The following is a 12,960-nucleotide window of genomic DNA, read 5'->3' as shown; positions in this document are numbered from 1 at the left end:
ACTAATATAAAGCGTTAATTTGCTTTTGTCAAAGAAAAAAGGAAGAGCAAGGTCTCCCGTGCCCTTCCTTCTACCTCATTCTGCTAACGTCCGAACGACTTCCATGACCATTTTAGCGGAATTGATTGACGCAATCTCGAGGAATTCATCAAACGAGAGTGACGCTTCTTCATTAGCGCTATCTGAAATCGAACGTGTCACGACGAACGGAACACCAAACTGATGACAGACTTGTGCGATTGGCGCAGCTTCCATCTCAACGGCTGCGACTTCTGGGAAGTGCGCCTTGATTTGAGCAGCACGCTCTGAATCATGGATGAAGGAGTCACCTGTCGCGATCAATCCATGAACGACACGAATTGCATCCATGCGCTCGATGACAGCTTCTGCTGTTGCTACGAGCTTTGGATCTGCTTGGTAGGCAGCTGGCATTCCAGGTACCTGACCATATTCGTAACCAAACGCTGTCACGTCTACGTCATGGTGACGTACTTCTGTTGAGACGACGACATCCCCAACCGTTAAGCCTTCTTTAAATCCGCCTGCTGAGCCGGTATTGATGACAGCAGTTGGTTTGTAGTGGTCAAGCAATAATGTCGTACCGATCGCAGCGTTCACTTTCCCGATTCCTGACTTCAAAATGACGACAGGAACGCTATTCAAGAGTCCTTCATAAAAATGATAGTTTGCAATGACTGTATCTTTACGTTCTGACAACTCGTTGCGCAATAAGTTGACTTCCTCTTCCATTGCGCCGATGATTGCGATTGGCATGGTCCATTCCTCCATCAAACAGAAAGCCGGATTGCTCCGGCTCCTGTGTTCTTTATTTGATCGATGTAATTTTTACTGCGTATTCGCCGCCTGGTGCTGGTACAGAGACTTGATCTCCGACTTGGTGCCCCATTAAACTTTTTGCGATTGGTGATTCGTTCGAAATTTTACCCGTGAACGGATCTGCTTCGGCACTACCAACGATCGTATACGTATCTTCTTCGTTGTCTTCGACACTCAAGAAAGTGACTGTCGTTCCGATACCGACGACTGAGATATCCTTCTCTTCTTCCGAAATGATGGCAACGTTGCGAAGCATCTCTTCCAGTTGAGCAATCCGGCCTTCGACCATTGCTTGCTCTTCTTTTGCTGAATCATACTCTGCGTTCTCTGAAAGGTCACCGAACGAACGGGCAATCTTGATGTTCTCGACGACTTCTTTCCGGCGGACTGACTTCAATTCATTCAATTCATTTTCAATGTTCGCTTTACCTTCAAGCGTCATGTAGTATTGCTTTTCTGCCATTTTTGTCACGCTCCTTTTTATTCCACTAGTATAGTATATTCACATCTTTTTTGGAATCAATATCCTCTTTGATCAAGTGCCGAACGATAATCAAGGATCGCTCGGATTTTCGTTACGAGTAAATCGATTGCCACGTGGTTTTCACCGCCCTCTGGTACGATGATATCCGCATAACGTTTTGTCGGTTCACAGAACTGCAGATGCATCGGACGGACGACATTCGTGTACTGCTCAACGACAGAATCAATTGAACGCCCACGTTCGTTGATATCACGTTGCATCCGACGAAGAATGCGAACGTCCGCATCCGTATCGACGAACACCTTAATATCCATTAGTTCCCGTAACCGTTCGTCTTCAAGCGCTAAAATTCCTTCTACGATGATGACATCACGTGGTTCGAGACGAATCGTTTCTTGAGCACGTGTATGTGCGACATAATCATATACCGGTTTTTCAACGGCAATGTTTTCGCGGAGCGCTTGAATGTGTTCGATCAAAAGACCATTATCGAAAGCAAATGGATGATCATAGTTTGTCTGATATCGCTCTTCCATTGATAATTCACTTTGGTCTTTATAGTATGCGTCCTGTTCAATCATGACGATTGATTCGCTTGGGAACGCATCGACAAGTGAACGTGCCACCGTCGTCTTCCCTGAACCCGTTCCGCCCGCTACGCCTATTACTACCGGTTTTTGCATGTCATTCGTTCCTCCATCATTTCGACTTTTTCCGACTGACGGATACACCGTCACCGAGCGGAAAAATCGTCGTATCATATTGTTCTTGTTCCATCATCCAGACCGTGAATTCTTTGACGAGACGCACGAGCCGACGTCTTCTTCGATCGAATGTCTTCGGGTCAGGCTCAAGGACATCTCCGTGTAAGAAGAGATTGTCCGTATAAAGCACGCCACCCTCTGGAATGAGTCGCCCATATCCCGCAAAGAATTTTTTATACTGTCCTTTAGCTGCATCGATGAAGACTGCATCAAACTGGTCTTCAAGCGTTTCGGCTAATTCTACTGCATCACCAAAAATGATGTCAATCCGATCCGCCACATCTGACCGGGCGATGAAGGTTTTTGCTTCTTCATACCGCTTTGCATTCCGTTCGATTGTCGTAATACGCGCATCCGGTAACGCACGTGCCATCCGGATCGCACTATAACCAATTGCTGTTCCGACTTCTAAAATACGCTTCGGTTGCTGTAATCGCAGGAGCGACAACAAGACTTCGGAACCGGTCAACTCGATGATCGGTATATGATGTTCTTCCGCATAACGCTCCATTTCTTCTAGTAGGGCATCACGAGGATGAATCATCGATTCGACATAGGTCGTGAAATCCTTCACGCCATTCACTCCCTCTTCCGCATAAACAGGTTGACTTGAAGCGTCATTTCCGCTTCAACCCAACCCGTTGCTCATTGCTCTTTACTCGCTTCGTATTCCACCCATTCCGGTTTATACTTAACGACGTTTCGTTGATGTTCTTCATATGTCTCTTCGTAAAGAATCTGTCCTCGTGGATGTGTATCACTTGGTGGACGGGCGAAGAAATAGACATATTTTGTTTTATTCGGGTTCAAGACAGCTAATACGGAATCCTTACTGACCGTTGAAATCGGACCAATCGGAATTCCTTCGTACTTATACGTATTGTACTTCGAGTTATTCTCAAGATCCTTCAGCGTCGTCAATGCCGTATTCTCGCCTGTGCCATACCAAACCGTCGGGTCCGACTGAAGTTTCATGCCATCATCTAAACGGTTTTTGAAGACGCCTGCGATTTCACGACGATCCTTCGGTGTCGCGGCTTCACGCTCGACCATTGAACCGAGACTGAGCACTTCATGGAAGGTCATGCCTGACTTTCGAATGGCATCCTCATTTTCATCGTAGACTTTTTCTGTCTCGTCGAGCATCGTCTCGACGATTTGATCAATGCTTTTTCCTTTATCGAACTCATACGTTGCTGGGAAGAGATATCCTTCAAGTGCGTACAAGACGCCATTCTTCTTCACTTCATCCGTCAACATCGGATATTTTTCAATCATGGCATCGATGAACATCGCATCCGTCAATTCTTTACGAATCGTCTCTTCTTTGAACTTCGTCGCTTTCGCGATTAAATCAATTTGACGATCCATCGTGATGCCTTCAGGTAACGTGATTTTCACATCCGCTGCCTTCATGACCGTTCCCGTTTTCAATTCATTGATGATTTCATCCGGGGACATGGCTTGTGACAGGGTATATGTACCCGCCTGGAATGACGATTCATTCTTATAACGGACGTAATAACGGAAAATCGTCTCGTTTGCAATCAAATCTTTTTCCTTTAGTAAGGACGCGATCGTACTCGTTCCTGCGCCTAAAGGAATTTCGACTTTGACGGATTTCGTCGCTGCTTCATCGACCGGTTCAAGCGCATTTTTCAAAAAGACATAGATGACCGCACTGGTAACTAGAAAAATCGTCAACAATACAGAAAGGATGATCAGCGTGATCCGGCGTGATGTCCGGCGTCGCCTTTTTTCGATTTCAGCATTTTGCTTCCATTCGTTCTCCATCGGTTCCTCCTTCTTCTCTTAAAACAAGGTGACACCGTAAGAGAAAGTCTCTTACGACGTCACCTGTCATGAGTCGGGTTAGTCTAACTGATCTTCGAGCGTGTTAAAGACTTCTTCGATTTCATCCCAAGTCGCTGTATCGTCTTCGTCGATTGGTACGAGGTTGAAGTCGTTGTCTCCATCACCGTATTCGTCGAGTTCGTAAACGAAGATATCGACTTCTTCTGCTTCGTCATAATCTGCTCCGATTGGCTCGAGGAAGATGTATGTCTTGCTCGAACGTGGGCTTTCATAACGCAGACGTTCTACGAATTCGAAATCATTTCCTTCGCCGTCCGGAATTACGTAACGTGTTGGCTCATTCTGTTGCATCAGTGATCCGCTCCTTTAACGCAAGCTCGAGTTCATCCCAAGTTTGCTCATCATTTTCATCGATCAGGCTCAATTCAAAATCATCTTCGCCTTCTCCATATTCATCGATCTCACAGATGATTAGATCATCCGCTCCTTCGTCAGGGTTACCGATCATTTCAAGAAATAGATAGGTTTTTCCTGTACGTTCACTTGAGTAACGGTACCATTCTTCGAAAAGATGTTCGCCGCCCTCTTCATCTGGAAAGAGATACTGACGTTTTTCTTCAGCCATCGGTTTCTCCCCCTTCATCGATTCGCCCGATCCAAATACGATTGCAGGATCATGACGGCAGCCATCTTATCGATGACTTGTTTTCGTTTCTTGCGGCTGACATCGGCATCGATCAACATCCGTTCTGCTTGCATCGTCGTCAACCGTTCATCCATGAAGACGACTTCAAGCCCAGTATGCTGTTCGATTTCCTTCGCAAAGGCTTCACTCGCCTCCGCACGGGGACCGATGGAACCGTTCATGTTTTTCGGAAGACCAATGACTAGGATTTCGACATTGTATGTCTCCATGATGACATCGAGCCGTTTGAAGGCTTCTGGGTAATCCGGTTCCGTCCACTTGACCGTCTCGACACCTTGCGCCGTCCAGCCCATCAAGTCACTGACCGCTACCCCGATCGTCTTCGAACCGATGTCTAGTCCCATTGCACGTTTCATTTTGAATTTCCACTCTCCGCCAAATAAGATTTCACGAGTTCTTCGAGCAATTCGTCACGTTCAATCTTACGAATTAAGTTACGTGCGTCATTATGACGAGGAATGTAAGCAGGATCTCCAGATAGGAGATAGCCGACGATTTGGTTGATCGGATGATATCCTTTTTCTTCTAAAGCATGATAGACCGTCAACAACACATCCCGTGTCGCTGCTTTGTTATCGTCTTCTGGAAAGTTGAATTTCATCGTTTGATCCATCTGACTCACGTTCATCACCTCTTTCATATACACTACGTTTCTATTATGCCAGTGATTGCACGTATTGTGAAGCGTACGCGAGTGCTTCTTCTAATTTCGACGCATCTTTCCCACCAGCTTGAGCCATGTCAGGGCGACCGCCACCGCCACCACCGCAGCGTGTTGCGACTTCCTTGATCAATTTACCAGCATGATAGCCTTGGTCGATTAAATCTTTTGAAACGCTTGCGACAAGATTGACTTTTTCACCTTGCGCACTACCGAGAACAATGATTGCTGATCCGAGTGAGCTCTTCAACTCATCCATCATACCGCGAAGGGCATCCATATCTGAGACGTCGACACGTTTTGCAAGCACACGTACGCCGTTGATTTCCTCAACATCGTCCTTTAGTGAAGCAGCTTCGATGTTCGCAAGTTTTGCTTGCAACGATTCGTTCGCCCGTTCCGTCTCACGAAGTTGTTGTTGCAGTGCTTCGATACGGACCGGAACTTCCGTCGTTTTCGTTTTCAAGACAGCTGCTGCTTGTTCGAGTGTTTCCAAGTGTTGATTCATCACACGATACGCGCCTGCACCCGTTACGGCTTCGATCCGGCGTGTACCTGCACCGATCCCAGACTCGGAGACGATCTTGAACAGACCGATCTCTGCAGTGTTTCCGACGTGGATTCCGCCACACAATTCAATCGAATATGTGCCTGCTGAGACGACACGAACCGTTTCACCGTACTTCTCACCGAACAATGCCATCGCGCCTTTTGCTTTTGCATCAGCGATGTTCATCTCTTCGATATCAACCGGTAATGATGCCCAGATCGCTTTGTTGACGTCTTGTTCGATTTTTGTCAACTCTTCTTGTGTCACTGCACCGAAGTGTGAGAAGTCGAAGCGGAGACGTTCTGGAGAAACGAGTGATCCCGCTTGGTTGACGTGTGTTCCGAGCGTGTCTTTCAATGCTTTATGAAGCAAGTGTGTTGCCGTATGGTTTTTCGTGACGGCTTTACGTTCTGCTGCTTCGACGTTTGCAACGACATCCGCCGCTTCCGTTGCGATTCCTGTACGGACGATGACCGTATGCAAGTTTTGACCGTTTGGCGCCTTTTGAACATCTTTGACATCAAGAACGAAGTCTTTGCCTTCGATTGTTCCTGTATCCGCGACTTCACCACCACTTTCAGCGTAGAACGGCGTGATATCGAGAATGACTTGCGCTTCTTCACCAGCAGCCACTTCTGTGACTCGTTCTCCATCATGCAACAATGCGATGATTTTTGCATCCGCCTTAAGGTCGGTATAGCCGACGAACGTACTTTTATCTTTTAGTGTCGAGAGGACTTCCGATTGTTGTTGCATCGAACCGCTCTCTTCACGTGCTGCCCGCGCACGTTGACGTTGCGCGTCCATCGCTTGTTTGAAGCCTTCTTCATCAACAGACATCTGATGATCTTCCGCATACTCAACTGTCAATTCGAGTGGGAAACCATACGTGTCATACAGACGGAACGCATCTTCGCCACTGATGACGTGCTCACCGTTTGCTTTAGAATTCTGAGCCACCGTGTTCAAGATTGCAAGACCGTCATGAAGCGTCTCATGGAAACGTTCTTCTTCGTTTTTAATGACGCGTTTGATGAAGTCCGCTTTTTCCGGAACTTGTGGGTAGAAGTCAACCATGACGTTCCCGACCGTATCAACGAGTTCATACATGAACGGACGTTCGATCCCAAGCATCTTCGCATAACGAACCGCACGTCGTAGTAAACGACGAAGGACATATCCACGTCCTTCATTCGAAGGAAGAGCACCATCACCGATCGCAAATGATACAGTACGGATGTGGTCTGCGATGACTTTGAATGCTACATCAAGTTTCGAATCATCACGGTAGATCTTGCCGCTGATTTCTTCTGTCTTATGAATGATCGGCATGAACAGATCCGTATCGAAGTTCGTCGGCACGTCCTGCATGACACACGCCATCCGTTCGAGTCCCATCCCAGTATCGATGTTTTTACGCGGAAGTTCCGTGTAGTTGCCGTGTCCGTCGTGGTTGTACTGACTGAAGACGATATTCCAGATCTCGAGATAGCGTTCGTTTTCGCCACCTGGATAAAGTTCTGAATCGTTCGGATCGTCTCCGAAAGCTGGACCACGATCGAAGAAGATTTCCGTATTCGGACCAGATGGACCTTCACCGATTTCCCAGAAGTTATCTTCAAGCGGAATGATCCGCTCAGCCGGTACACCGAGTTCAAGCCAGATTTGACGCGCTGCATCATCTTCCGGATGAATCGTGACCGAAAGACGTTCTGGGTCAAGACCGTACCAGTCATCACTCGTCAAGAGTTCCCAACCCCATTTGATTGCATCTTCACGGAAGTAATCACCGACAGAGAAGTTTCCGAGCATCTCGAAGAACGTATGGTGACGCGCTGTTTTCCCGACGTTTTCGATATCGTTCGTCCGGATTGATTTTTGTGCGTTGACGATACGTGGATTATCAGGAATGACACGACCATCAAAATATTTCTTGAGTGTTGCAACACCCGAGTTGATCCACAAGAGCGATGGATCCTCGACCGGTACGAGCGAAGCACTCGGTTCGATCGCATGCCCTTTGCTTTGGAAGAAATCAAGATACATCTGACGGATTTGTGCACCCGTTAATGGTTTTAGAGCTTTCATGAACAGTTACCTCCATTGGTTTTATTTGGACGCAAAAAAACGATGCTTTCATCCCTGAAAAGGGACGAAAGCATCGCTTCCGTGGTACCACCCTCGTTCGTAAGCAACCTATTGCCTACCTCGAACATCTGATAACGGGGATGACCCGCAGGTGTTTACACCCGACTCCGGAAGGAGCTTCAAAGGGACTCGAGAAAGTGATTGCAGCAGACTCACTTCTCTCTGGACTCGAGTTTTCCTTTTACTTATCTTCCATCAACGTGTTACGTCCATTCATCTATCGTGATTATTACCTATCGAACAGCATCCGTCAAGTCTTTGTCACCCCACCGAGTCGTTCGATCAATCGTGTTCGGCGCCGGGGTTCCTCTTCTTGCGACGCTTTATGGAACGCACGCGGATCACCGAATAATAACAAACTCGATTTTGCCCGAGTAACTGCCGTATAAATTAAATTTCGGGAATGTTTGAACGCCCCCGTGAAATAGACCGGCATCAAGACGATCGGAAACTCAGATCCTTGCGCTTTGTGAATCGTAATCGCATAGGCGTGCGTGAATTGATCCCAATCACTCCGGTTGTACTCGACCTCCGTCTGATCGAACCGGGCGATGATTTTATCGACTTTATCGACATTCTCTTTAGCGAAGAAGATATTGACGATTTCGCCGATATCTCCGTTATAGACGTTTTCTTCCGCATTGTTGACGAGCTGGAGAATCTTGTCCCCGGTTCGGTAAATCCGCGTCCCTTGTTTGACTTCCCGTTTCTTCGGTTCCTCCGGGTTATAGACGCGTTGCAAGGCGACATTCAATTCGTCGATCCCGACCTGACCCCGGTAGGTCGGCGCGAGGACCTGGACATCGAATTTCGAGTAGCCTTTTGCGAGTGCTTTTTCCGCGAAGGCCGAGATGCCCCGTAACGTCTCTTGCGGAGACGCAGTGTAGAAGCGGCGATCCGCAAGTGGTGATAACAAATCAGCAGACGTCGTCCGGTTCTTCAAATCGTGCGCCAGGCGCAATATCGAAGAATCTTCTGCTTGACGATGGACGACGTTCAAACGGACGACGGGAATTCCTTCCGTATCCATCAAGTCTGCCAGCACCTGTCCTGGACCGACGGATGGCAATTGATCGCGGTCACCGACGAACAAGATCTTCATGCCATTCGGGACGGCGCGAAGCAAACTCGATAACAAGTAGATATCAATCATCGACGATTCATCGATGATCAGTACTTTTCCCGTGATCGGCTGATCCTCATTCAGTTGAAAGTTCGTTCCATCATACTTTAAGAGACGGTGAATCGTCATCGCCGGTACATCTGTTGCTTCCGATAGACGTTTAGCGGCACGTCCCGTCGGTGCAACAAGGACGTATGGATAGACCTCTCCTGTCTTGACGCGACTCTTCTCAAGCGGCCAGTCATGAATTTCTTGCAACGCATGCAAAATTCCCTTGATGACAGTCGTCTTACCGGTACCCGGTCCACCAGTCAAGACCATCAGCGGCGCTTTGACCGCTAACTCGATCGCTTCTCGCTGTTGCGCGGCATATTCCATGCCAAACTGTTCTTCGAGGTGCCCGATTGCTTCAAGAATCGTCGCGACATCGACTTCTTGTTCAGCACCGTTTGCCATGACGCGTGCTAGCTCCTTCGCCGCTCGGACTTCCGCATAAAAGATCGTCGGTAAATACAAGCAACCTTCTTCAAGCTTGACCTTATCTTCAGCGAGCAACAGTTCGATCGCTTGTTCCAGCCGCTCTCCCGGATCTTCCCCTAGCAGACGGGGTGCCCGTTGCAACAGAGAGTCGACCGTCGCGAAGGCATGTCCCTCGCCCGCTTCTTGTTCTAATATATGCATGATCGAAGCAGCGACACGCTCTGGATGTAGCCCGACAAGTCCGAGGTGCGCGGCAATATGATCGGCTGTCTTAAAGCCAATCCCGTTTACTTCATACATCAAGGAATACGGATTCTCCCGAATCCGTGCCATGGCGTCGCCCTCGTACGCGGCATAGATCTTTGCCGCTAGCTTCGGTGTGACATCAAACGGTGCTAAGAACAGCATCAACTGATCGACACCGTATAACGTGGCGAGTCGATTCAATATGATGTCGGCTTGTTTTTGTTTCAACCCAGGCACCTGATTCAGTACCCGTTCATCTTTCAAAATGAGATCCACTGCGTCTTCTCCGAGAGCATCGACGATATTTTTCGCTGTCTTCGGACCAATGCCGGTGAACGAACCATTCGTCAAGAAGCGGATCGTCGCATGTTTGGTCATCGGAACCGATCGACGAATCAGCTCCGCCTTCAGTTGTTTTCCGAATCGGGGATGATCGACGAGACGACCGAATGCTTGATACGTCCCTCCGAGTTCGATTCCGACTCCTGTACCCGTAATGACGAGCTCGGTCTCTTTTAATTCAAAGTTCTTTTCTTTGACGGCGACCAGTACAATGGAGTGTGCTTCCTCTTCAGAAGAAAAGAGCACACGTTTGACGCGCCCGACTACTTGATGGGGGTGCTCCATCACTCCACCTTCTTTCTCTCTTTTTCATTCGCTGCTTTCATCATAGCATTCGTTTACCGGATTTTAAATCAGGGAAAGATAACGTGAAACATTTCGTTAAGAGGAGGAGTTCAAGGATGGCACGTTTACCGATTGCAGGATTGTGTGAGTTAGTACTTGAAGTTGAGGATATGGATCGCGCCCTTGGCTTTTGGAATGGGACACTTGGTATTCCGATTGTCGAGCAATGGGCACCTGAGGATGCTGAGCCGAGCAAAGAACAATCTAAACAAGATGGGGTCTGGGCAACGTGGCTCTACATTGGCGGCAACACCCGACTCGGTCTTTGGCTGAAACGGGACTTCACGATGGAAGAACGAACCGTTAAACATTTACCGGTCTCCGAATGGGATACGTTGTACGATGAAGGCGGAGTCCATGTCCACTGTGCCTTTTACGTTGAGAAGGACGAGTTCCAGCAAGCCTTAAATCAGCTTCGGGAAGCTTCAATCACCGTGAAGCTAAGAGAATGGGATGAACAGGAGACCTCGAACCAAAAAGAGTATTCCGCTTATTTCAAGGATACAGAAAATAACGTCATCGAACTGTATACGAAAAACATGGATGAAGCCTATGAAGACTTTTCCGGACCTCCGCTTCGTGTCATCCGTGAAGTCGGGAATTAAATACCATACAAAAAAGACGACTCCGCCTGGAATCGTCTTTTTTTAGATCAATCTGCTTGTTTTAATAACGCATCCATCTTCGCTTTTGCATCTCGTGCAAGCGCGTGTTCCGGCTGATAGGCAAGAACGGCTTCAAGTTCTGCATAACAGGCTTCCTGTTGACCGAGGAAGGCAAGAGCAATCGCATAATTGTATCGTGCATCTGTATGCGTTTCGTCAAGCATCAAGACATGCTCGAACATCTCGACCGCTTCTTCCAACTTCTCGTTTTGCGCTAAGGCAAGTCCGTATTGGAACGCGACCTCGATATCGACACCGTTTAGTTCTGACGCGCGTTGTAAACGAGGTAAGCCGCGGACTGGATCACCGAGTTTTTGATACGTCATCCCTAGCATGAAATGGAGATCCGCGTCGTCAAGTCCGTACAATAACGCCGCGCGCAATGATTCCTCTGCTTCGACGAGTTTGTCGGCAGCAAAGAACAAGGCACCTTTCGCATAATAGGCACTCGCAAACGTATTATCAATCATTAGTGCCCGGTCATAAAAACGGAGGGCACGATCAGCGTCGTTCATCGATTGGAGTAATGTTCCAAGATTGACGTATGCTGTCGGATCTTTTGGGTTTTCTTCGATCGCATCATTAAAAGCTTGCGCTGCTAATTCATAATTTCCAGCTTCTAGATGCCGGAACCCTACTTCATTATAGTTCATCTTCTTTTGCTCCTTACGCTAAATAAGCGAGGCGTTCGCCTGCTTTATAGGCTGCATCGATTGTGGCACCACCGAGGCAGATGTCTCCATCATAGAACACGACCGCTTGTCCTGGTGTGATCGCCCGTTGACGTTCGTCAAACGAAACATCGAGTCCATCTTCAAGGACACGAACCGTGACGGCTGTGTCTTGTTGACGGTAACGGAATTTCGCTGTGCAACGGAATGTCTCACCGACTGGACGTTCAGATGTCCAACTAACATCTGAAGCAAGTAATCCTTCCGAATACAATAATTCGTTATGGAATCCTTGATCGACATAGAGAATGTTCTCTTTTAGGTTTTTTCCAACGACGAACCAAGGTTCTCCGTCGCCACCGATACCAAGCCCGTGGCGTTGCCCCATCGTATAGTACATCAATCCATCGTGACGACCCATGACGTTGCCGTCAAGCGTCCGCATCTCACCGGGTTGTGCCGGTAGGTATTGACCGAGGAACTGTTTAAAATTCCGCTCGCCAATGAAGCAAATACCGGTCGAGTCTTTTTTCTTAGCTGTTGCAAGGTTCGCTTCTTCTGCGATCCGGCGCACTTCTGATTTTTCCATGTGACCGATTGGGAACATCGCCTTCGCAATTTGCTCTTGCGACAATTGATTCAAGAAATACGTTTGATCCTTGTTTGCATCGACACCACGAAGCAATTTATGTTCTCCATCTTCATAGACAGCACGTGCATAATGACCTGTCGCGACGAAATCGGCACCAAGACGCATCGCGTGATCGAGGAAGGCTTTGAACTTGATTTCCTTGTTACACATGACGTCTGGATTCGGTGTCCGACCGAGTTTATATTCATCGAGGAAGTACGTGAAGACCTTATCCCAGTACTCTTTTTCAAAATTGACCGCATAATACGGAATGCCGATTTGATTGGCTACGGCGATGACGTCTTCATAATCTTCCGTCGCCGTACAAAAGCCGTTCTCATCCGTGTCATCCCAGTTTTTCATGAAGATCCCGATGACGTTATAGCCTTGCTCTTTTAATAAATGAGCCGTCACAGACGAATCGACACCGCCCGACATCCCAACGACGACTGTCGTTTCACTCGGGGCTTTCGCTCGTGTATTCATTCATTT

Annotated in this window: 14 protein-coding genes and 1 other annotated feature; of the genes, 1 reads left to right on the top strand and 13 read right to left on the bottom strand. The window is 47.8% G+C overall.

What is annotated here, in order from left to right; translation table 11 throughout:
• Positions 1 to 75: 75 nt before the first annotated feature.
• The 11 genes from mtnN to BW42_RS01465 all read right to left on the bottom strand — a co-directional run bounded on the left by mtnN (position 76) and on the right by BW42_RS01465 (position 10,441).
• Entirely contained in the window at positions 76 to 774 is a 699-nt protein-coding gene (mtnN, locus tag BW42_RS01515; protein ID WP_035406568.1) for a 5'-methylthioadenosine/S-adenosylhomocysteine nucleosidase, read from the bottom strand.
• A gap of 52 nt (positions 775 to 826) precedes the next feature.
• Entirely contained in the window at positions 827 to 1,300 is a 474-nt protein-coding gene (greA, locus tag BW42_RS01510) for a transcription elongation factor GreA (RefSeq protein ID WP_029342224.1), read from the bottom strand.
• A gap of 56 nt (positions 1,301 to 1,356) precedes the next feature.
• Complete coding sequence (gene udk / locus BW42_RS01505; protein ID WP_035406565.1) at positions 1,357 to 2,004, bottom strand: uridine kinase; 648 nt, start codon at positions 2,002 to 2,004, stop codon at positions 1,357 to 1,359.
• Positions 2,005 to 2,020: 16 nt separating this feature from the next.
• Positions 2,021 to 2,659, bottom strand: coding sequence for an O-methyltransferase (locus BW42_RS01500; protein WP_081780346.1), 639 nt, complete (start codon positions 2,657 to 2,659; stop codon positions 2,021 to 2,023).
• Between the two features lie 71 nt (positions 2,660 to 2,730).
• Positions 2,731 to 3,879, bottom strand: a complete 1,149-nt coding sequence (gene mltG, locus BW42_RS01495; protein ID WP_035406563.1) for an endolytic transglycosylase MltG — start codon at positions 3,877 to 3,879, stop codon at positions 2,731 to 2,733.
• Between the two features lie 78 nt (positions 3,880 to 3,957).
• A complete protein-coding gene (locus BW42_RS01490) occupies positions 3,958 to 4,251 on the bottom strand; it encodes a DUF1292 domain-containing protein (protein WP_023468908.1) in 294 nt (97 codons plus the stop codon).
• A complete protein-coding gene (locus tag BW42_RS01485) occupies positions 4,238 to 4,525 on the bottom strand; it encodes a DUF1292 domain-containing protein (RefSeq protein ID WP_023468909.1) in 288 nt (95 codons plus the stop codon). The genes BW42_RS01490 and BW42_RS01485 overlap by 14 nt, the downstream gene beginning before the upstream one ends.
• Before the next feature lie 14 nt (positions 4,526 to 4,539).
• Positions 4,540 to 4,962 (bottom strand): Holliday junction resolvase RuvX, encoded by a 423-nt coding sequence (ruvX, locus tag BW42_RS01480; protein WP_035406560.1) that lies wholly within the window; start codon positions 4,960 to 4,962, stop codon positions 4,540 to 4,542.
• Positions 4,959 to 5,228, bottom strand: coding sequence for an IreB family regulatory phosphoprotein (locus BW42_RS01475; RefSeq protein WP_029342229.1), 270 nt, complete (start codon positions 5,226 to 5,228; stop codon positions 4,959 to 4,961). Before BW42_RS01475 ends, ruvX begins: the two co-directional genes overlap by 4 nt.
• Positions 5,229 to 5,262: 34 nt before the next feature.
• Entirely contained in the window at positions 5,263 to 7,905 is a 2,643-nt protein-coding gene (gene alaS, locus BW42_RS01470) for an alanine--tRNA ligase (protein ID WP_035406557.1), read from the bottom strand.
• Positions 7,906 to 7,962: 57 nt separating this feature from the next.
• Positions 7,963 to 8,173, bottom strand: a binding site (T-box leader).
• 42 nt (positions 8,174 to 8,215) lie between these two features.
• The gene (locus BW42_RS01465; RefSeq protein ID WP_035406554.1) at positions 8,216 to 10,441 is read right to left on the bottom strand and encodes an ATP-dependent RecD-like DNA helicase; all 2,226 of its coding nucleotides are present in this window, start codon (positions 10,439 to 10,441) and stop codon (positions 8,216 to 8,218) included.
• Positions 10,442 to 10,557: 116 nt separating this feature from the next.
• Here BW42_RS01465 and BW42_RS01460 point away from each other — a divergent pair, with 116 nt between their 5' ends.
• Positions 10,558 to 11,106 carry a VOC family protein gene (locus tag BW42_RS01460; protein WP_035406551.1) on the top strand — a complete coding sequence of 183 codons (549 nt, stop codon included), beginning with the start codon at positions 10,558 to 10,560 and terminating at the stop codon, positions 11,104 to 11,106.
• Between the two features lie 47 nt (positions 11,107 to 11,153).
• Here BW42_RS01460 and BW42_RS01455 read toward each other — a convergent pair whose 3' ends face one another.
• Both BW42_RS01455 and mnmA read right to left on the bottom strand, forming a co-directional pair.
• A complete protein-coding gene (locus BW42_RS01455) occupies positions 11,154 to 11,819 on the bottom strand; it encodes a lipopolysaccharide assembly protein LapB (protein ID WP_035406548.1) in 666 nt (221 codons plus the stop codon).
• Positions 11,820 to 11,832: 13 nt separating this feature from the next.
• Entirely contained in the window at positions 11,833 to 12,954 is a 1,122-nt protein-coding gene (gene mnmA, locus BW42_RS01450; RefSeq protein ID WP_029342234.1) for a tRNA 2-thiouridine(34) synthase MnmA, read from the bottom strand.
• Positions 12,955 to 12,960: the final 6 nt, after the last annotated feature.

It is taken from the genome of Exiguobacterium sp. RIT341 (assembly GCF_000632205.1).
GTDB lineage: Bacteria > Bacillota > Bacilli > Exiguobacteriales > Exiguobacteriaceae > Exiguobacterium_A.
The sequence above is the reverse complement of the archived record's forward strand: the minus strand, read 5'-3'. Positions and strand labels throughout refer to the sequence as shown.

Bases quoted from the DNA above. Each gene is read 5' to 3' on its own strand.
- mtnN (WP_035406568.1), bottom strand. From the start codon at position 774: ATGCCAATCGCAATCATCGGCGCAATGGAAGAGGAAGTCAACTTATTG.
- greA (WP_029342224.1), bottom strand. From the start codon at position 1,300: ATGGCAGAAAAGCAATACTACATGACGCTTGAAGGTAAAGCGAACATT.
- udk (WP_035406565.1), bottom strand. From the start codon at position 2,004: ATGCAAAAACCGGTAGTAATAGGCGTAGCGGGCGGAACGGGTTCAGGG.
- mltG (WP_035406563.1), bottom strand. From the start codon at position 3,879: ATGGAGAACGAATGGAAGCAAAATGCTGAAATCGAAAAAAGGCGACGC.
- BW42_RS01490 (WP_023468908.1), bottom strand. From the start codon at position 4,251: ATGCAACAGAATGAGCCAACACGTTACGTAATTCCGGACGGCGAAGGA.
- BW42_RS01485 (WP_023468909.1), bottom strand. From the start codon at position 4,525: ATGGCTGAAGAAAAACGTCAGTATCTCTTTCCAGATGAAGAGGGCGGC.
- ruvX (WP_035406560.1), bottom strand. From the start codon at position 4,962: ATGAAACGTGCAATGGGACTAGACATCGGTTCGAAGACGATCGGGGTA.
- alaS (WP_035406557.1), bottom strand. From the start codon at position 7,905: ATGAAAGCTCTAAAACCATTAACGGGTGCACAAATCCGTCAGATGTAT.
- BW42_RS01465 (WP_035406554.1), bottom strand. From the start codon at position 10,441: ATGGAGCACCCCCATCAAGTAGTCGGGCGCGTCAAACGTGTGCTCTTT.
- BW42_RS01460 (WP_035406551.1), top strand. From the start codon at position 10,558: ATGGCACGTTTACCGATTGCAGGATTGTGTGAGTTAGTACTTGAAGTT.
- BW42_RS01455 (WP_035406548.1), bottom strand. From the start codon at position 11,819: ATGAACTATAATGAAGTAGGGTTCCGGCATCTAGAAGCTGGAAATTAT.
- mnmA (WP_029342234.1), bottom strand. From the start codon at position 12,954: ATGAATACACGAGCGAAAGCCCCGAGTGAAACGACAGTCGTCGTTGGG.